The 20,113-nt window shown below is 48.2% G+C and carries 14 protein-coding genes; 9 read left to right on the top strand and 5 right to left on the bottom strand.

Going from position 1 to position 20,113, the window contains the following annotated elements:
* The first annotated feature begins 197 nt into the window (after positions 1-197).
* From ACFI32_RS13665 to ACFI32_RS13655, 3 genes are all read left to right on the top strand, one after another.
* Positions 198-605 carry a CPCC family cysteine-rich protein gene (locus ACFI32_RS13665; RefSeq protein WP_462627161.1) on the top strand — a complete coding sequence of 136 codons (408 nt, stop codon included), beginning with the start codon at positions 198-200 and terminating at the stop codon, positions 603-605.
* Positions 606-1,021: 416 nt separating this feature from the next.
* Entirely contained in the window at positions 1,022-2,734 is a 1,713-nt protein-coding gene (locus tag ACFI32_RS13660) for a molecular chaperone HscC (RefSeq protein WP_462627160.1), read from the top strand.
* A gap of 9 nt (positions 2,735-2,743) precedes the next feature.
* Positions 2,744-4,789 (top strand): J domain-containing protein, encoded by a 2,046-nt coding sequence (locus ACFI32_RS13655; protein WP_462627159.1) that lies wholly within the window; start codon positions 2,744-2,746, stop codon positions 4,787-4,789.
* A gap of 184 nt (positions 4,790-4,973) precedes the next feature.
* Here ACFI32_RS13655 and rpoD read toward each other — a convergent pair whose 3' ends face one another.
* From rpoD to ACFI32_RS13640, 3 genes are all read right to left on the bottom strand, one after another.
* The gene (rpoD, locus tag ACFI32_RS13650) at positions 4,974-6,851 is read right to left on the bottom strand and encodes an RNA polymerase sigma factor RpoD (RefSeq protein WP_462627158.1); all 1,878 of its coding nucleotides are present in this window, start codon (positions 6,849-6,851) and stop codon (positions 4,974-4,976) included.
* Positions 6,852-7,293: 442 nt separating this feature from the next.
* Positions 7,294-9,414: a DNA primase gene (locus ACFI32_RS13645; RefSeq protein ID WP_462627157.1), complete on the bottom strand. Its 2,121-nt coding sequence runs from the start codon at positions 9,412-9,414 to the stop codon at positions 7,294-7,296.
* A gap of 200 nt (positions 9,415-9,614) precedes the next feature.
* Entirely contained in the window at positions 9,615-10,826 is a 1,212-nt protein-coding gene (locus tag ACFI32_RS13640) for an outer membrane protein assembly factor BamD (RefSeq protein WP_462627156.1), read from the bottom strand.
* A gap of 776 nt (positions 10,827-11,602) precedes the next feature.
* On the opposite strand from ACFI32_RS13640, the gene ACFI32_RS13635 reads away from it, so the two are divergent.
* From ACFI32_RS13635 to ACFI32_RS13625, 3 genes are all read left to right on the top strand, one after another.
* Positions 11,603-12,715 (top strand): RluA family pseudouridine synthase, encoded by a 1,113-nt coding sequence (locus tag ACFI32_RS13635; protein WP_462627163.1) that lies wholly within the window; start codon positions 11,603-11,605, stop codon positions 12,713-12,715.
* A 3-nt stretch (positions 12,716-12,718) separates the two neighbouring features.
* Positions 12,719-13,678 (top strand): purine nucleoside phosphorylase YfiH/LACC1 family protein, encoded by a 960-nt coding sequence (locus ACFI32_RS13630; protein WP_462627155.1) that lies wholly within the window; start codon positions 12,719-12,721, stop codon positions 13,676-13,678.
* 108 nt (positions 13,679-13,786) lie between these two features.
* Positions 13,787-14,404, top strand: a complete 618-nt coding sequence (locus ACFI32_RS13625) for a flavodoxin family protein (protein ID WP_462627154.1) — start codon at positions 13,787-13,789, stop codon at positions 14,402-14,404.
* Between the two features lie 66 nt (positions 14,405-14,470).
* Here ACFI32_RS13625 and ACFI32_RS13620 read toward each other — a convergent pair whose 3' ends face one another.
* The gene (locus ACFI32_RS13620; protein ID WP_462627153.1) at positions 14,471-14,623 is read right to left on the bottom strand and encodes a hypothetical protein; all 153 of its coding nucleotides are present in this window, start codon (positions 14,621-14,623) and stop codon (positions 14,471-14,473) included.
* A gap of 386 nt (positions 14,624-15,009) precedes the next feature.
* Here ACFI32_RS13620 and ACFI32_RS13615 point away from each other — a divergent pair, with 386 nt between their 5' ends.
* From ACFI32_RS13615 to ACFI32_RS13605, 3 genes are all read left to right on the top strand, one after another.
* Positions 15,010-16,314, top strand: a complete 1,305-nt coding sequence (locus ACFI32_RS13615) for a c-type cytochrome (RefSeq protein WP_462627152.1) — start codon at positions 15,010-15,012, stop codon at positions 16,312-16,314.
* Positions 16,315-16,410: 96 nt separating this feature from the next.
* On the top strand, positions 16,411-18,012 hold the full coding sequence (locus ACFI32_RS13610; RefSeq protein WP_462627151.1) for a flavin monoamine oxidase family protein: 1,602 nt from the start codon (positions 16,411-16,413) through the stop codon (positions 18,010-18,012).
* 27 nt (positions 18,013-18,039) lie between these two features.
* Positions 18,040-18,666, top strand: a complete 627-nt coding sequence (locus ACFI32_RS13605) for a c-type cytochrome (RefSeq protein ID WP_462627150.1) — start codon at positions 18,040-18,042, stop codon at positions 18,664-18,666.
* 99 nt (positions 18,667-18,765) lie between these two features.
* Here the strand turns inward: ACFI32_RS13605 and ACFI32_RS13600 are convergent, their stop codons facing one another.
* On the bottom strand, positions 18,766-20,100 hold the full coding sequence (locus tag ACFI32_RS13600) for a translocation protein TolB (RefSeq protein WP_462627149.1): 1,335 nt from the start codon (positions 20,098-20,100) through the stop codon (positions 18,766-18,768).
* Between the last annotated feature and the right edge of the window lie 13 nt (positions 20,101-20,113).

The raw sequence follows: 20,113 nt of genomic DNA, 5'->3' as shown, positions 1-20,113 counted from the left end.
CTCACTTGACAGATGTCACCAGTCGTTAGCGTGACTGCCTCGATATTTGGCTGCGTTTGAGTTGGGTTGTTGATATGCTGTGGTAGTTTTCGCCACAATCTAGGATTATTAAGACGGCGCATCCATAAGTCTGTAAAGTAAGTATTAAAGCTTTTATTGCCAATACCTTCATCGTAACCATTACCAATCGAGCCATAATGTATCGGATAGCATCGACACCAGCCGATAAGCTGCTTAACGATTTAGAATATCAAACTGGGGCAATAGAAAAAGATGTTTTTGACGCGGTATATCATGAGCTAAGTGGGTGCTCAAATGGTTTTTTATCAGCGTTTTATTTAACATTAACTGGGAAAAAATTCGAAGTTATTGGACATGTGCAGCCGTTATACGCCTGTCCTTGTTGCGGTTTGAAGACGCTATCAGAAATTTACGATATAAAAAAAGGGACTGGTTACGATATCTGTCGTTATTGTCAGTGGGAAGATGATGGTACTACTGAAGTGGGAAAACATAGTAGCGTTAATCGAGGTAGTATCAGCGACTATAGACAGCGTATTTTAGAGAATAGCAGTTTTTTCTATAAAGATAAGTGGTTAAGGTGATACTAAGCTTTATAGAAGAGCATAATTTTACCATAAGCAGTGCATCACAATCTGATATACATCATCCTGATATACATCATCAAGCCCTTTGATCATCCTTAATAACCAAAACCGCATAGCCCAGCCGTCACCTCAATGAGCATGCTTCCATTATACTGATATCCTTTTACTGTTGAATATTTGTCTGGAAAATAGCAAAAATCAATCGTAACTAACGCATATTATTGACTGATTTATGTTTATAATACCTGCTGGTCAATAGACTATAGTAGGGTCTATATGTCAGTATCACCAGATTTATATACAGGGCATATTGCAGGTACGGCAGTATTTGCCTTATGTCTCAATAGCCATGTTGACTGTAGATAAAACAGATGACCGTTGACACTAAACAACTGATAAAGAGACATCATAATATGATTATAGGTATCGATCTGGGCACGACTCACAGCTTGTTAGCTGTTTGGCAAGATGGCGCCGCAAAATTGATCCCCAATGCCTTAGGCGCATTATTAACCCCCTCTGTGGTGAGTATCGATAAAGATGGCACGGTGCTGGTGGGGCAATCAGCTAAAGAGCGACTAATCAGCCACCCTGAACAGACTGCGAGCGTCTTTAAACGTTTTATGGGTAGTAAAAAAGTTTATCGTCTCGGCACGCAGCGCTTTAGTAGCGAGGAGTTGTCGGCGCTGGTGCTCAAGTCACTAAAAGCGGATGCTGAGGCGCATTTGGGTCAGCCTGTGACCGAAGCCGTCATCACCGTACCTGCGTATTTTAATGATCACCAACGTCAAGCCACCAAGCATGCGGCCCAAATGGCAGGTTTGACGGTGCGCCGCTTGTTAAACGAACCAACAGCAGCAGCAATGGCGTATGGTTTGCACGAAAATGCCGGCGACTGTGAGTTTTTGGTTTTGGACTTGGGCGGTGGTACGTTTGATGTCACCTTACTGGAGCTGTTCTCAGGGATAATGGAAGTACGCGCCAGCGCTGGTGACAATAGCCTTGGCGGAGAAGATTTTACCCAAGTATTGGTACAAGGGTTTATGGAGCGCTGCCAGCCTAGCCAGCCATCTGGCGAATTTTGGCAGCCACATTTGTCGTTACTGTATGGTGAGGCAGAAACTTGCAAACGTATATTAACCCGTCAAAAAAAGGCGATGATGACTATGACGGTCGATGGCGTCACCTATACATGGGAGGTGAGTGAGTCTACGCTTGAAAAACTGTGTGAACCACTGTTTAAAAGACTGCGTGACACCATTGAGCGAGCTGTTCGCGATGCCAGATTGCGCGTAAAAAATTTGGATGAGGTCGTATTGGTGGGCGGTGCCACCCGCATGCCGATTTTTAGACAGTTGATGACGCGCCTGCTTGGCCGCTTCCCCTCTGTACAGATGAATCCAGATGAGACAATCGCTATTGGTGCAGCTATTCAAGCAGGATTGGTTGCAGAGGATGCCGCGTTAGACGAGGTGATCTTAACCGATGTGGCACCGTATTCTATGGGTGTTGATACCACCATTGAGATTCGGGGTAAGCAATATCAACATGGTGTGTTTTCGCCCATTATTGAGCGAAACACCGTGATTCCCACCAGTAAGGTACACAATTTTTCTCCAATGGACGATCGCCAGCAGCAGGTTCAGTTTAATATCTATCAAGGAGAAGCCCGTTTAACGCGTGACAACATCAAATTGGGTGAGCTCAATGTCGATGTACCAGACAGCTACCGTGGCAGGGCTACGGAGCTGTCTATTGATGTGCGCTTCTCTTACGATGTTAATGGATTATTAGAAGTGGATATTGACATGACCGACAGTCAGGAGCGTTATAATTTGGTCATCCAAAATGGCGCAAAGCAGCTGTCTGAGGATGAAATCAAGCACTCCAAAGATCGACTGTCTGGTCTCAAAGTCCATCCACGCGATCAGGCACAAAATCGTAGCTTTTTGGCACGTGCAGAGCGTCTATACGCTCAGCGTCTGGGCTATGAGCGTGAGCAGCTATCACGCCTGATAGGTTGGTATGAGGGTATTCTTGATAGTCAAGACCCACAAAAAATTCGTCAGGCCAATATTGATCTTGAACAAAGCCTAGAGCAGTTTGAACGTGAAGATTGGTTTTAGCGAGATAAGATGATGACAGAACGATGCTGGGATTATTTGGATATCGAACCCACTGCAGATACGGCAGCCATTAAAAAAGCCTATGCCAAGCAGCTAAAATTCAATAAGCCTGATAAAAACCCACAAGGATTTCGGGATTTGCGTGCCGCCTATGAGCAGGCATTGAATGAAAGCTATTGGTATCTTGAGGAAGAGGATGAAGACGAAGACGAGGATAGTCATCCTGAGGAATTGCTCTTTACTGTAATTAAAAATACGCCAGATGTACCATCGCACTACGACAGTAATGATCATGACGATGATGTAACAGCTGGCGCGGCGTATCATGGTCTTCCTGAAGAAACTCCATTTGCGATAGCGGATGCTGCGCCAGATTCACCATCGCACTACGACAGCAATAATCATGACGATGATGTAACAGCTGGCGCGGCGTATCATGGTTTTCCTGAAGAAACTCCATTTGCGATAGCGGACGCTGCGCCACACTCACCATCGCAGTATGCCAGTAATGATGATTATGAGGCAGAAGATAGTGAAGGGTATCGTGATGTTCCTGAAGATATACCTTTTACGGATGAAGACAGTCTTGAGTCGTCGTTAGAGAATGACCACTCCATATCAGCTTTTGTAGATGATGAGTCAGTATGGGTCGCGTCATGGGAGCAGACGGTTAGCGATGAAGACGCCATGATTGATGGCGGCGATCAGCGTCTGCTTGAGCTTTTGCAGGCACAAGTTGCAGAGCCGCGTCCTTTAGATGAACAAAACGACTTTGAAGAAGCGCTGTTGATGTGGTTGGCTGATAAGCCGCCGCTATTCTCGCTCAGTTATCAATGGGCGAGAGAGTATTATCAGTGGGAGGGGAGATTGACCCACTGGTCCTATGGCCATTATCCTTGGTATATGATTGAGCCGCTTGATGGCCGCTATCAACAAATGAGTTATTTTCAATCACCTGTGGCGTTTCGTCAGTTTTTGATGCTACGCTATCCTGTTGTCTGCATGTACTGTCCTGAAACGAGACCAGAAGACAGTCATAGCGACGATATCAAGCGGATTAAACGCTTTGGTTTTTTTAAATCACTGTTCTTCCCCATTCACGTGATCAATCTGGCATATGAGTTAAGCACGCTAAATGCTGAGCTGGCATATTATAGCCAAGACGAAATGGCCTATAATGATGAGCTGGGAGCAAGCAGCAGTCGTGATGGCAAAATATTTAACGCGCAGTATTGGCAACAAAATGCCGCACTGGCTCAGCTCAACAATTGGGTGTTTAAGCGTTTTATTGAATTTGAAGATTTTGGGGTGATCGCGCTCGGTGCAGCAGTGAGCATCGCCGTATTGTCTTTTGCTTTTCCATCATTATGGCAGAATATCTATCATGATGGCTTAGGCGTCTTTATCACCATAGCGCTATATTACTTGTTTTGGCAGTTGATGCTGCGTTTATTTGCGACGCCCGATACGCTTGTATTGCAGCAACAATCTTGGATAACAGGGTGGCACATTGCCAGTATCGTCCTATTTGTTATGGGCTATGTGATGTGGATGGATATTGCCAGCTTAGATGCTATCGCCGTGTTTGCATCACCTGTTTATTATCTGACCCATATTGTAGGTTTGAGTTTGTTTATCGCCAGCAGTCTGCGAAGCAGTAATTTTGTTTTAAAAGCGATAGCGTGGCATGCAGGCATCTTATTGCTGCTGGTGGCTGTCATTGTACCTTTACTGATGATGACCGTGACACCTAGGCTGTCCACAGCCATTGGAACATCTCCTACAACGCCTTTGTTGTGGTTATTTCTTGCTGTCCCCATAGTGTTTTTTAATCTAAGTGAATCGCATGCGAAATTAGCATGGTTGGCAAAGATCGGTGATGTCTTTGTTAAACTATGGATGTATCTAATGATTATTGGCGCTATTATGCTGTTTGCTCATTGCATTGATACGTTGCCAGAAATAAATTTTGGTTTTACGGCGACAGCCATTATGCTTGTTACTGTCATTATGGCGATAAGTTTGTCGAAGACTATTAATGCGATTGAAGCGTAAAACGATCGCAATGGGTGATACATGAGCGGTGTCACTGATACTTCAATAAACAATCTATCTGGCAGCATATCACTATCATATATGTTGCCCCTTGCATAAAAATACCCCATAAGTTGTGTCCAACTTATGGGGTTCACGTTACAAACTCGGCTTTTGTATCACACGTATGTTAATTACTTAGCGTTTAGTCATTCTCTAAGAACGAGCGCAGATGCTCAGAGCGTGAAGGATGACGCAATTTGCGTAGCGCTTTTGCCTCAATCTGACGGATACGCTCACGGGTCACGTCAAACTGCTTACCCACTTCCTCTAGTGTATGATCCGTTGGCATATCGATACCAAAGCGCATCTTCAGCACGCGCGCTTCACGTTCGGTTAGGTTGCCAAGCACGTCACGAGTCGCTTCGCGTAGACCTGCTGAGGTGGCGTCATCGACAGGACTTGAGATGGTGCCGTCTTCAATAAAGTCCCCTAAGTGTGAATCTTCATCATCACCGATGGGCGTTTCCATTGAAATGGGCTCTTTGGCGATTTTTAACACTTTGCGGACTTTAACTTCGTCCATCTCCAAGCGCTCGCCCAATTCCTCTGGCGTCGGCTCACGGCCCATTTCTTGGAGCAGCTGACGTGAGACGCGGTTGATTTTATTAATCGTCTCAATCATGTGTACAGGAATACGGATGGTGCGCGCTTGGTCAGCGATAGAGCGGGTAATCGCCTGACGGATCCACCATGTGGCATAGGTCGAGAATTTATAACCGCGGCGGTATTCAAACTTGTCTACCGCTTTCATCAAGCCGATATTACCTTCTTGGATCAAGTCGAGGAATTGTAGACCACGGTTGGTGTATTTTTTGGCAATAGAGATAACCAAGCGTAGGTTGGCCTCGACCATCTCTTTTTTGGCACGGCGGGCTTTGGCTTCACCAATGGCCATACGGCGCGCCACGTCTTTCATGTCATGGATTTCCATGTCGAGCTTTTGCTCGTAATCCAAGATTTTGCGCTGCAAGATGATGACATCATCGATGACTTTTTCTAAGCTTTCAGCAAAAGCAGGTTTGCCTTTGAGACGTTCGGTGAGCCAGTCGACGTTGGCTTCGTTGCTTGGGAAGGTCTTGCGGAATTCAGCGCGCGGCATACGGCCACGGCGAATGACTAAGCGCATGATTTGACGCTCTTGTTTACGAACATCATCATAGACATCATGCATGATGGCCATGACTTGGTCAGACAAACGGTTGTTTAGCTTGAGCATCATAAAGCGATTGGCCAGTAGCTCATACGCCGCTTCCGCTTGAGCACTACCACGACCATAGTCAATCAAGGCTTGTTTGGCATTGTCAAATAGCGCTTCGATCTCTTCTAGGCGGGCGCGAACTTCTTCAGGGTCGATACCGCTGGTTTCTTCTTCAGCATCATCATCTTCGACGTCGTCGCTGTCATCATCTTCGTCATCATCGTCAAGATCTGCCTTGGCATTGGCTTTGGTCTTGATAACAGGGATTTTTTCTTCTTCAGCATTAGCATCGGCATCTGTTTCAGGATCCAAAAATCCTGTAATCACGTCAGAGAGCTTTTTTTCACCCTCTAAAACACGCTGATATTCATCTAATACAAACTGCACCGTACCTGGCCAGTAAGCCATGGCGTGTTGTACGTCACGGATGCCTTCTTCGATACGTTTGGCAATGGCAATCTCACCTTCACGGGTCAGCAAGTCCACGGTACCCATTTCACGCATATACATACGCACAGGATCAGTGGTACGACCAGGCTCAGTCTCAACCGACGCCAGTACGGCCGCCGCTTCGTCAGCTGCCATGTCATCGTCGCTTGAGTCATCATTCATCAAGATGTCATCATCATCAGGCGCTGCTTCGAAGATTTTGATGCCAACGTCAGTCAGCATCTGGACGATATCTTCGATTTGGTCGCTTTCAGTGATAGAGTCTGGCAGTTGGTCGTTGACTTCAGCGTAGGTGAGATACCCTTGCTCTTTGCCCATCTGAATTAAGGTGGCCAGCTGAGATGTGGGCTTAGAAACTGACTTGTTGTTCATAAATACTCGCTTTGCTTGTATCGGGCATCTTCATGGTATTTGGTGTTTGTTTATCAGTTTATGTTGCGCTTGCCAGTGGCATCATAAACCATAAATCAAACAGCCATAGTCATAAAAATGAGTTGATATGAATATAGAGGCTCAAAAAACTACAATAAAATGGCTCAAACAGGTGACACCATTTAAAAAAACAATCTTAAAATACTTCAAGCAATACAGATGGATAAAAACCACTGATGACGGCTGTGACGGGTCTTGGTTGTGGCTGTCAGCATAATAACAGCGTATTTTAGCACAGACCACGGTCATCAAGCACGGTGTTCGCATTACTGCTTGGCATAATCATAACAATGGGGATAAAGGCTTTACTTTTAAAGGTCGACCTTAGTTTTGAGTGGTTAATCGATAGGTGAATGGCGCAATACAAATGGCCAAATAAAGGCTACATACTGACCATTTGCGCTGATTGTTCAGCGTGCTGGATTCGTAGCCAATCATTTAACTGCTGTGCTTGCATACGAACAATGGCAAGCTTGACAGTATCTGGGTTACTGACTAAATCCTGTCGTTTTTTCTTCATACTGCGTTCGAGCAGCTGACTCAGCAACTCCTCAATAAGGCCATCGAGACTCAAAACGCTTCGCGTAGTTAACGACTTATAAAACGACCCCCAGTTTCGGCTGAGCGCTTCTTGGGTGCTTGATTGTAGGTTAGACAGGATAAAGTGGGCTGCAGCATTAGCATCTAGTGGTAAATAATCTAAGCAGCGCTGAATGGTACTGACGACATCTAACAAAGGCTCATCCTGCAGGTCGGCCCATGCTAGAGGGCGTAGCGCATCGGAAGGGGCTCTTTGTTTAATATGCATAGGTAAATGAATGCGATTAATACCGGCTTGCTGCCAGATATCATCAATGGGGTTGCCTTGTAGGGTTCGCGGCTGAAATAAAAAGCACAGCTGCAACTGCTGACTGATGGTCATACCACCATCGAAGTTCAGCAGGGCGTCTTTGGCCTCGACATTTTGATTGCGCTTGCCGCCCAGTTTTTGATAAATATCATTGTTGAGCAAATAACGAAAGCTACTGCCTTTAGGCAGCGCAGTCGTTAAGGCGCGCACTTGTGACATGAGCTTGGCTTTGCCCTCAACCAGCGTCAAATCATGGCGCTCGCTCAGATAAGCAAAGATGTATTGTGACAGTGGCATGGCGTGGCTGATTTGCTCACGCATCGCATCGCTACCAAGTGCTTTGATATAAGTATCTGGATCATGATTATCAGGCAAGGTCAAAAAACGCAGCTCTTTGTCATCACTGAGCACGGGCAAACTGACTTCAAGCGTCCGCCACGCCGCCTTTTGTCCCGCACTGTCGCCATCAAAGCTCAGGGTTAACGTTGGGTTGAGCGTTAATAAGCGCGAGATTTGGCTTTCATTGATCGCGGTTCCCATCGAGGCCACCGCGCCATAAATGCCTGCTTGATAAAGCGCAATCACATCCATATAGCCTTCGACCACCAGCCAGCGATCCGCACGCTGAAGGCGCGACTCATAATAACCGTAGAGCACGTGCTGTTTGTGAAACACGGGTGAGTCTGAGGAGTTGATATACTTAGGTTTTACGTCATCATCAAGGGCGCGTCCTGCAAAGCCAATGGTGCGTCCTTGGTTGTCACGAATGGGGAAAATAACCCGATCACGTAGCAGGTCATAGTCGCGGCCTGACTCAGATTGACGCACCAGCCCCAATGCTTTAAGTCCTTCGATGTCTTGCGGGAATTGATGTTCCAAGTGCTGCCAGCCAAACGGCGCATAGCCCAGCCCAAAAGTGCGAATGCTCTCGTCACTGACGCCGCGTGCGCTAAAGTAGTGTTTGGCATGAGGGTGGGTGATCAAGTTGTGTTCATAAAAATCTTGAATACGGGTCAACAGCTCGTAAAGGTTGCCATCTTCATCGGGTACTTGGCTGTTTTCAGGCTGACCGATGCCGCCTTCTGGCCATGATGGCGGCAGCCCATAATTGATATCATCGCTTATGTCATGATCATCACCGTCGTAGTCTGCACCATCATAATCTGCTGCATAAGGAATGTTGGCGGGTGGGTAATCGGTGCTTACATTGTCTTCATAAACAGGATAGTCGCTGCTATTCGCATGCGGGGCATCTTGTCTGTCCCGCATGCCCACGGTAGGCGCTTGCGGCGGCGGATAAGATGGCGGCTGCGGGGTAGGTTTGGTAGGGGTACGCTGATAGCTGACGTTCTTCTGCTCCTCTTTCGGCACCTCGATACCTGTCTGTTTGGACAGCTCGTTGACCGACTCCATAAAGGTCAGGCTTTCATAGTCGCGCAAAAAACTGATGGCGTTACCGCTTGCCCCGCAGCCAAAGCAGTGATAAATATTTTTTTGGGGATTGACATAAAATGACGGTGATTTTTCACCATGAAAGGGACAGCATCCTTTGTATTCACTGCCAGCGCGTTTAAGCGTGGTATGGCGACCAATAATGCTGATTAGGTCAGCTTGGCTGTTTAACTGTTCGAGAATATGATTGGGAATGCTCATGCAAAAAGTCAAATACCGTAGGTGATAAAAAAGAGGAGGCAAAGGGGAGCTGCAAGGTCGCGTCAATATGCAGGCACTATTATATTATCAATACATCAGCAATAGGCAAATAAGGCCAACTAAAATGTTGACCTTATTGGGTATGGTGCACAAGAAGGACCACTCAGACGCTAGCTACTAGAAGGATGGTGCCAACACCATCAATTGTTGTCGTCTACGTCCATCATATCATCATCCACAGGGCCAAGACGGATGCGGCTATTGCTGCCATTAGGAGAGACGTTGCGTGTTGGGTTTATATTTTGTGGATCGACCGCCGCATCATTGGCTGCCGCCGCCGCACTGGCAGGACTGGTCACTTGCGTGGCTTGACTTTCAGGCAGACCAAGGCCAACGTTGATGCCGCGTTGACGGGTCGGCGCGTCAGCGGTGGCAGAAGCACTTGCCGCATTGTCCGTAGGTAGTCTGAGCTGACCTGCATTGCGGATCATTTGGGTTTTGGTTGCACCGTTGTATTCACCGTCCGCAGTTGAGGTGTCGGTAATGCCAGAGCGACCCAATTTGCCAAAGGTTACTTTGTTGAGCCACGAGCGGTTGCGCTTGGTATCAAGCTTGACTCGGCCATCATTGGTGAGCCACTCAGGATAATTGATCTGAAGTAGGGTGGTGTACTCTTGCGCCAAATCTGTCAGGCCAAGTTGTTCGTGGCTGTAGGCGAGTATGGCAAGAACTTCAGGAACAGAATCGCTGAGCGGATAATATTGGAATACCCATTTGGCACGGTTGGCGGCTGCCACATAAGCTTCACGCTCGATATACCAGTTGGCAGCGGTCAGCTCGCTTTGGGCAAATTGATTGTAAATAAAAATCATGCGCTGGGCGGCATCAGGGGTATACGGACTGTTTGGGTATTTGCTGACCAACTCTTGGAAGTTGGCAAAAGCAATACGCAAGTAAGCAGTATCGCGCTTGGCTTGATTGAGCTTGAAGAGTTGCAAGCCCTCTGATGAGCCTTCCATATTGGCCACGCCGCGCACATAATAGGCATAGCTGGCTTGCGCGTTTGCAGGGTAGAGGCGGATAAACTGCTCGGCGCTGGCAGCGGCCGTTTCATATTGGCCGTTTTCGTACTGGGCGTACATCATATCGAGCAGGGCTTGCTCAGCATACTGACCTGTGGGATAAAAGGTGCGCAAGTTGGTCAGGCTTTCGATGGCTGGCAAGTAGTGGCCGCGATCGATGTCGGTGATGGCGTCACGGTAGTAGCTTTGCTCTGATTTTTCTGCCGTCTCGACAGTGTTATCATCGTTGCCAGTCAAATTTTTAAAAGTCTGACAGCCTACCAAGTTAACACTTAGGGCAAGTAGGGTTATTGATGATAATTTAACAAACGTGTTGCCAACAGGGCGCATACTTCTCTCCGACGCAAAACGCACAATAGCAGTGGCGCTATCATACTGTATAACAGATTGGTGAAAAAACAACAGACAATCAAGACATCGCCACCAGCACTGCGGCGTGAGTGGCGGATAATACGCACCAAAAATGGGCGCGCTCACCGCAAAATCTTGCTTACTTTATACAATAACAGACGTTTCGTCTATTTTTCATTGTCTATTTTTGGATACAGGCTAAGTTTATTAGCCGCCAATAAGCGCCGCTGCGCTCATATATATTGCCACGTGAGGACACAAAAAACGGTCATCGCATCAAACGTAGCGTCTATCAGCGCTAAAACAACCAGCACAAAAATAACGGTCTACAGTTTAGCATGTACAGTAGTGATGAGCGATGGCAAATGGCCGTTGCCCCGTCAAATATACAGTAAATTACCACAACGTTATATTGTAGTGAGTTAAGTTCAGTGGTCACAGCATGGTTATATCTGGCGCACAAGTCATGAAAAATCTTCATATTGTAAGCACGCGATCAGATAACGGCGCGCTCCTATAGGGCTTGCGCCATTAGCGTGCTACACTATGGCGATACCAACCGCCTTGATATCGAGCTGTGTGTTGATGGCAACGTTTTTGCCAGCTTGGCTGATAGACAGCGGTTGTGTGACCCAATAACACCTTTATAAAGATAAAATATGTCTTTATTCTTTTGCGACGTATGAGCCTCTATGACGAATGATGCTATGACCACCAATATAACACCAAACCCAACACCAAATGACGCGCCATATCTGTCAGAAGATGACCACTTGGTAGATGCAGACTATGAGCAGCCAGATAATGATATCGATACGGAAGTTGATGAGGATATCGATGAGCTGGATGCTGAAAGCATCGATGACGAAGACCATGCTGACTTGCCGAATGGTAGTGGTACGCTAGATGTGATCAATGCTACCCATACGGTCAGTGTTGATGAAGCGGGCTTGCGTATTGATAAGCTGGCGTCACAGGTGTTTACTGACTTTTCGCGTGCCCAATTACAAGGATGGGTTACCGATGGTAGCTTATTGTGTAACGGCGAGGTACTGAAACCAAAACACCGCGTTAAAGCGGAAGATGTGCTGCACTTATCCACCACCTTGCAGCAGCACAGCGAAGATTTGCCTGAAAATATTGACATCGATGTGGTTTACGAAGATGAGGCGGTACTGGTCATTAATAAACCTGTCGGTATGGTGGTGCACCCAGGTGCGGGCAATCAAACGGGCACGTTGGTCAATGCCTTGCTCTACCACTATCCGCAGCAGCACCATTTGCCGCGTGCAGGCCTTGTTCACCGTATTGATAAAGACACTTCAGGTCTACTGCTGATTGGCAAAACCAAACCAGCGCAAATGGCACTCATGGCGCAGCTTAAAGACAAATCCGTTTATCGTCATTATCAGTGCGTGGTGGCGGGTGATCAAGACAGCCTCAAGCGTCATCGCCGTATCGATGCGCCAATCGGCCGTCATCGCAATCAGCGTACCAAAATGGCCGTAATGACTGCAGGACGTGATGCGGTGACCCATCTGCTTGAGATCACCCCGCTCAATGACAACTACTGCCTGCTTGATGTTGGCCTTGAGACTGGGCGGACGCATCAGATCCGCGTACATTTAAGCCATGTTTCGCATCCTTTGGTCGGCGATCGTGTCTATGGCGGACGCCGTCAGCTGCGTGCTGGCTTGACCGACATGCAGCGCCGCGTGATTACCAACTTCCCGCGTCAAGCGCTGCATGCGTATGCGCTCGGCTTTGTGCATCCAACGACTGATGAAGATATCGAAGTGACCGCGCCGCTACCAGAAGATATGCAACAATTGATCGCTGCACTCAGCGATGGCTATGTTGATGAGTAACTGATGACGACCATTCCTATTGAAGTACGGACAGCACTGGCGCAAGTGACGGTGTTCCAAACGGCTGCGCTGACACCTGTTAATACTGATGAGGCTGATAATGACCATCAGCCAGTAGCCATGTGCCGTCAGGGCAAGGCCAACTATGGTGATTTTAACCTTGGCTTGCATGTGGGTGACACGCCCGCGTCAGTGCTGGACAATCGAATGCGTCTACTGGCGACAATCAATCGACATATTGCGCCGCAGTCTACGGTAGCCAGTCAGCCCCTCACGCGTTTGTACTGGGTTGATCAAGTCCATGGCAATCAGGTACATGATGTTGACATCAAGCGTGAAGACACCAGCGCCTTCAGTATGCGACCAACGGCAGCAGATGCGATGGTCAGCACGCAAGTCGGCGTGGGACTGGCGATCATGACTGCTGATTGTGTGCCCATCGTGCTCTATCAAGCCAAGACAGGACGTATTGCCGCTATTCATGCGGGCTGGCAAGGGCTTGCCTGCGGCGTGATCGCCCAAACCGCCACGCATTTTGAAGCCGATGCGCCCATCACGGCATGGGTAGGGATCTGTATCAGTCAGGATAACTACGAAGTGGGGCAGGAGGTCGGTACTAAGCTGCTGGCAGGTTGCCGTAACCATCAATTGCTACCGACCGCGTATTTGGACACCTTTGATACCCGCTATGCGGTGCCGTCTGAGATGACCACGCAGACGCCGTATTTACATAATACAGTTGATAAATTATCAAATAACGCTACAGTAAGCACGGACAAAATAAAGCTGGACTTACCAAAGCTGGCAGTAGACCAACTGACCGCTGCTGGCATCACGGTATGTACAGATAGGCCGCAGCCTTGTAGTTATGCTGATACGCATTATTACTCTTATCGCCGTCAGACCCACCGTCAGCAGCCAGCGACAGGGCGTATGGCCTTAGTGATTGTCCGTCACTCATAGTCCGCTATTGCCCGTTTGCCGTAGATTACGCTGGCAAGTCAGCGGCTACTTTTTTATGTCTCAACCGTTGATGACTTACCGAATTCACCACCCAATACTAGAGCTTGTATGAATACATCTGTTACCGCATCTTCACTATCGTTGCCAGCCCACACAGCGGCCTTGTCTGTGGCAGTCATTTACCACAGCAACTATGGTCACACCAAGCGCGTGGCTGAAGCCATCGTCACAGGCGCACGCCAGCAGTTGCCTGATCATCAGGTCAAAGCCGTAGATGTGCACGATGTCGATTGGGATTTTTTGGATGCGGCAGATGCCTTGATATTTGGTAGCGCGGTGTATATGGGCAGCGTTACTGCCGAATTTAAAACCTTTATGGATGAAACCTCACAGCGCTGGTATCATCGCAAATGGGAGGGCAAATGGGCGGCAGGCTTTGCCAATTCAGGCGGGCTAAGCGGTGACAAACTTGCAGTATTGCAGCAGATTTGTCTGTACACCATGCAACATGGGATGAACTGGATTGGCATGCCGCTGATGCCGACAGGACATGCCGAGCAGGATCTCAACCGCTTATCAAGCTTTTTGGGACTCATGACCCAGTCGATCGACGCGCCACCAGAGCAGACACCGGGCAAAGGCGATATCGACACCGCGATTTGGTTTGGCGATCACGTGGCCAAAACCATCATCAAACACGCGCCCAATCAAGCAAGCCAAAGTTAAAACGGTTTTGATTTGACAGTGGTGAATGGTTTTTAAGGCAGGTATCTCTATGGATGCCTGCTTTTTTTATACTTGCTTGCTGCTTGGTTTAAGTAACTCATGATTGCCATAACTGGCGGTCACTGGAATGGGACTATCGACAAACTGAAACGACTGGCAGCCAGAGAGCAGAGTCAGCATACTGATAATACTGGCTGCGAGTATGTATTTTATGGTCATAACAATGACTTCCTAGCAAGTGAAGAACAATCGTACTAGGGCGTGTCCCTATGTTAACAATGGTGATAAACGTTTGAATCAGGGACACGCCCTAGACCGCTTATCATAAAAACGCAGGCTTATCGTGATAGGTTTTTTTGGGATATGACACGTTGCTGCACTGTGATAAGTCTATCGAGGCGTTAGTATAGCGCTGCATTCCTGTTCATGCTACTGATGACCTTTTGTAAAAAAATACCGATAACGCATAAATGATCGTGCAATCTATGAAAAATAGTTATAGTTTATAAAGACACAAGCAGGATGTGACAGCAAGGATGCTTGAAAAAATAAAAACAACGTGTGAACGCTGATGATTCAGTAGCGACTGGCGATATGAGGATATTATGAAGTCACTATCTATGGTGTTATCTATCTGTATCACAGGCTTGGTATCATCTGCCGTGTCTGCTCAAGGGCTGCCATTACCCAATGTCAGTCCTGCTCATAGCAACCTTGAAAATCGCGGGGCGTATCTGGCACGCGCTGCTGACTGCATGGCTTGTCATGGTGACAACTACCAAGGCGGCTTACCGATAGAAACGCCACTTGGCAACATCTACTCAACCAATATCACCCCGTCAGTACGCTATGGCATTGGTAACTATACCAAAGCCGATTTTAAGACTGCTTTAAAAAAGGGTCGGACGCCCGATCATTTTTTATACCCTGCCATGCCATATCCCTCTTATCATGATGTCGCTGATGCCGACATCGACGCACTATTTGCCTATTTTCAGACCGTGCCGATGGTTGATGAGCCTCCTGAAAAAACTACGCACTTGCCATTTCCGCTTAATATTCGCAGTCTCATGCTCGCTTGGAACCTTATCAACGTGCCTGCCACCGACAACCGAGCAGGCCTAACCGACAAGCAGCAGCGCGGTGAATACTTGGTCAATAACCTAGAACACTGCGGTACTTGCCATACCCCGCGTAACTTAACCATGGGGCTGGATCAAGACAAATACCTATCAGGCGCGCCGTTTGGCAAACTGTATGCGCCCAATATCACGCCCGATAATAACAGCGGTATCGGACGCTGGAGTGAGCAAGATATCGTCACCTATCTGCGTACAGGTGAGCTACACCAGCGCGCTCATGCAGGTGGCGGGATGGGAGAGGCGGTTTTTCACAGTACGCGCTACCTCACCGATGACGATCTCAGTAGTATTGCCGCCTATCTAAAAGCCATACCCAGTATGCCAACCGATAATACCATCATACCTGTGGTTTCTGAGCGTTTGCCGCCGCCAAGCAGCTCGTCCATCACTTATAACCTACTTGATCAACAGAGCTATCTGGCGCAGGCCAAACAGAGCATCTTAGCAACCGATACGCCAAAAGCGCTGTACCTGTCCGCTTGCGCCAGCTGTCACGGCGTTGACGGTTACGGTCAGCCAGCTGCCCATTATCCCTCTATTGTCGGTTTACGCAGTATTCGCGAGCAGCGCCCTGATCGGTTGGTCAGCGTCATCAACTATGGCGTTCAGAGCAGTTTAAACACCGCCCCCAGCATGCCAGGATTTGGAAAAGACTTAAGCAATGCCGAAATTGCCAGTATCACCAACTATGTGCGCGTCACCTTTGGCAGTCTAGCGCATAGCGAGATCAGTGCCGATGATGTCAAGCGCATTAAGGCGGCCAAGTAATAGTCTGAGCAACGTTTGCTGAATCAGCAAGATTGATAATAACGATAAACCATCATAAAACATGCAGCTATAGACCGTTTTTATAAGGATAGGATCATGACCGACTTGCCTCAATCTCCCACCCGTCGTCAGTTGTTGTCCATGATTGGCAAGACGGCAGGCGGGGCTGCCATGTATCAGGCCATGACCTCGCTGGGTTTTGCCTCTGAGTCAAGTTTTCAGGCCGAGATGAACCTAACAGGCGCACCAGAAGGCGCCAGTATTGTCATATTGGGTGCGGGATTGGGCGGGCTGACCGCTGCTTATGAGCTGAGAAAAGCAGGCTATAAGGTCAAGGTGCTGGAGTTTCAAAATCGCGGCGGTGGTCGCAGCTGGAGCCTACACAGCGGCGATAAATACACCGAGCTTGGTGGCGGCGTGGTCAGCTGCGACTTTGAAAAAGGCAACTATCTAAACGGCGGCCCGTGGCGCTTGCCCAGTCACCATTATGCCGTGCTGCATTACTGCAAAAAGTTCGGTGTGGCGTTGCAGCCCTTTATACAAACCAATGACCGCGCCTATTTGCATCGCACCAACCACTTTAACGGTGCGCCGCAACGCTTGGGTGATGTGACCAACGATGTACGCGGCTATGTCTCAGAGCTGTTATCTAAAGCGGTCAACGTCGGCAGTCTCGATCAGGTGGTCAACAAAGAAGACAAAGAAAAATTGCTCGAAGGCCTCAAAGGCTGGGGCGTGCTTGATCGAGACTATCGCTATGTGGCCAGTCATGAAACCAGCAAGCACCGCGGCTATAGTGTCTATCCGGGTGGCGGGCTGATGCCTGAGGCCAAGCCGTCACAGCCCATTCCCATGCACGATCTGCTACAGTCGGGTATGTGGTCTGACTTGTATCACAACTATACCGTCCACGTGCACCAACCGGTGATGTTTCAGCCTGTCGGTGGTATGGGTAAAATCGGAGAGGCCTTTACCCATGAATGCCGCGAGATGATTGAGTTCAATGCCAAAGTGACCAAGATCAATCAAGACGATAGCGGCGTGACCATTGATTATGTTGACAGCACACAACCTGATGGCCCATCCAAATCCATTCGCGCTGATTGGTGCGTGTGCAATATCCCTTTATCTATTTTAAGCCAAATCGACATCAATGTCTCAAAACCAATGAAGCAGGCCATTGCCGCCGTGCCTTATGAGACGTCTTTTAAGGTCGGTTTGGAGTTCAAACGGCGTTTTTGGGAAGAAGATGAGTGGATTTATGGCGGGATCACCTATACCGATATGCCCATTACCCAAATATCTTATCCCTCCGACAAGATGTTCAGCTCAGGCTCTGGAGTGCTGCTTGGAGCTTATGGCTTTGGCCCAACCTCATATAAGTTTAATACCTTAACGCCAAAAGAGCGCATCAATGCCGCGCTTGCTTACGGTAAACATATCCACCCGCAGTATCCAAAAGAATTTCGTTCAGGCACCTCAGTGGCTTGGCACCGTATCCCATGGACGCTTGGCTGCTATGGTATGTGGAGTGAGTCAAGCCGCGACCAGTATTACCAGACCTTGTGCCGTATCGACAATCGCATTGTGCTGGCAGGTGAGCACTGTTCGCACATCCCAGCATGGCAAGAAGGGGCGATCTTATCAGGGATGGATGCGGCCAAGCGCTTGCATCAAAAAGCCAAACTCATGGGTTAACTGACAATCACAGATGTAGAGACGACTATGACAAGCACCGTACAACCGCCTATGGCGATTCTGATTGGACTTAGCGTCGGTAGTATGCTGCTGGCAGGCTGTAATCAGCACATCAAAAAAGAGGCAGTCACTCTTGCCAGCAAACAGCAAGCGCAGTCGGTCTTTGACAATCAAGCCAGTCGCAATACAGGGGCATGGGGCGGGGTATACATGAGCCGTGCTGAGTTAAATGATCCCAATCGTAATATTGTCGCCAAGCATACCATTCCCATCATGAGCGCAGATAAGTCATTAAAAAAATGGCAAGCAAAGTTTGGCGATACTGACGCGTTCGTCAGCACCAATGGCAAAACACTATACCAAAACTCGTGTGCAGGCTGTCACATGGACAGTGGTGAGGGCGCACAAGGCGCAGGCTATTATCCGCCGCTCGCCCATAACAGCAAAATGCAATCAAAGTACTACATTATTAACATCTTACTTAATGGTTTGCGCGGTATGCCTGCTTTTCAGGGTACGATGAATGATGCACAAATCGCGGCTGTTACGCAGTATGTACATAGTGACTTGAATGATTTTACCGATACCATTACTGCTGATAATGTCGCTGCACTGCGCCATGAGAATCCGCCAGGGGCTGATCCAAGTGAGTAGCTGTGATATTCAGCAATGCTTAGACATAAAAAAGCGCCTGATAAATAGGCGCTTTTTCAAATAGAGACATGCCCTAATAGCATGTTACAGCGAAAATGATTATTTTGGGCTTGCTGACCACACAGGAGAGCGGACAATACCATCGGCCGTTTTGGTCAAGGTTGTACCATCGCTCAATGATTTAATCGTCAGCGCACCTTTGCTGCCTTGTTTGGTTGCGATGACTACACGCTTGCCACTGGGTGAAAAGCTCGGCGCTTCATCAAGGCCCGTACCGCCAAAGCTGGCAATGTTGCTGCCACCGCTGCTCATGACCGCTGCTGATCTGCCACTTAAATAGGCAATCTGTGTGCCATCTGCGTTAAATTGTGGCGTGGCCGCATAGCCGCCCCGAGAGATTTGTTGGCTGCTGCCTGAGCCAAAGGTATAGCGGTAGATGCGGGGCTGGTTGTTTTTTTCGTTGTCATAAACATAGGCAAAGGATTGACCGTCAGGCGCATAGCTTGGCTGAAAACCCTTAGTCAGCCTGCGCGGTGTGCCACCACTGGCACTCATTTCATAAATATAATTATCGCCTTCATGACTGCCAGAGAACAGAATGCGTCCACCATCGGGTGAAAATGATGGGTTCATACTAGAGCCCCACAAGTTGGCGGTGATGGGCTGAGCACCGCCACCACTGACGTTTTGTACATAAATGACAGGATTTGGGTTGTCAGACGGCGCCGGATGCGCCACCTGCACCGAGTAAGCGATACGACTGCCATCAGGTGACCAAGCAGGCGCGTAGATTGACCCTTTGACTGTAGCGATGGTTTGCTCGTTTTCACCTGTGGCATCCATGACTTTGATACGTGAGGTCTTATTCGCACCGACTCCCGTCTCTTCAATATAGCCAATGCGTCCTGCAAAGTCGCTTGGTTGTCCTGTGATTAAGTGATGCACATTGTCAGCGATTACACTTGCAGAGTAGCGCATGCTGTTAGTGTCTCGTTTAGAAGACCGCGTTTGCTTGCCTTCTATCGCGCGTCCTGTTTGGGTGTCAACGACTTCATAATCAATCACCACCTCACCACCTACCGTACGTGTATTACCGACCACGATATAAGGGATTGCGGTACTTTGCCACAGTGGAAGCTTACTTGCCACTTCGCGGCTGGTGTGCGGCTGCTCTGGCAGGTTCTGACTGGTGGTTTGTAGGTCGGTATTTAGTATTCTTGTAGCGATAGGTGAGATGACCGTATCACCAGCAAAGGGAACAAAGGCGACTTGGTTGGTTTGCTTGGGCACCGTATAGTCAAACACCAAAGGCTCAGGCGCAGCATTGGCATACGGTATAGCACAGACCGTGACCGCAGCACCAAGCAAAGGCAATAGATATTTTTTGCCGGCAGCGGCTTGTCTACGAGTTTTCTTAGCAATAGTAACTGACAAAATATAAACTCCT

This window comes from Psychrobacter sp. PSi21 (assembly GCF_054960615.1).
This window is presented reverse-complemented; position numbering and strand designations above follow the sequence as displayed.

Coding starts and splice junctions, on each gene's coding strand:
- ACFI32_RS13625 (WP_462627154.1), top strand. CDS start 13,787: ATGAATACATCTGTTACCGCATCTTCACTATCGTTGCCAGCCCACACA.
- ACFI32_RS13655 (WP_462627159.1), top strand. CDS start 2,744: ATGATGACAGAACGATGCTGGGATTATTTGGATATCGAACCCACTGCA.
- ACFI32_RS13640 (WP_462627156.1), bottom strand. CDS start 10,826: ATGCGCCCTGTTGGCAACACGTTTGTTAAATTATCATCAATAACCCTA.
- ACFI32_RS13605 (WP_462627150.1), top strand. CDS start 18,040: ATGACAAGCACCGTACAACCGCCTATGGCGATTCTGATTGGACTTAGC.
- ACFI32_RS13615 (WP_462627152.1), top strand. CDS start 15,010: ATGAAGTCACTATCTATGGTGTTATCTATCTGTATCACAGGCTTGGTA.
- ACFI32_RS13660 (WP_462627160.1), top strand. CDS start 1,022: ATGATTATAGGTATCGATCTGGGCACGACTCACAGCTTGTTAGCTGTT.
- ACFI32_RS13630 (WP_462627155.1), top strand. CDS start 12,719: ATGACGACCATTCCTATTGAAGTACGGACAGCACTGGCGCAAGTGACG.
- ACFI32_RS13645 (WP_462627157.1), bottom strand. CDS start 9,414: ATGAGCATTCCCAATCATATTCTCGAACAGTTAAACAGCCAAGCTGAC.
- ACFI32_RS13620 (WP_462627153.1), bottom strand. CDS start 14,623: ATGACCATAAAATACATACTCGCAGCCAGTATTATCAGTATGCTGACT.
- ACFI32_RS13665 (WP_462627161.1), top strand. CDS start 198: ATGTATCGGATAGCATCGACACCAGCCGATAAGCTGCTTAACGATTTA.
- ACFI32_RS13610 (WP_462627151.1), top strand. CDS start 16,411: ATGACCGACTTGCCTCAATCTCCCACCCGTCGTCAGTTGTTGTCCATG.
- rpoD (WP_462627158.1), bottom strand. CDS start 6,851: ATGAACAACAAGTCAGTTTCTAAGCCCACATCTCAGCTGGCCACCTTA.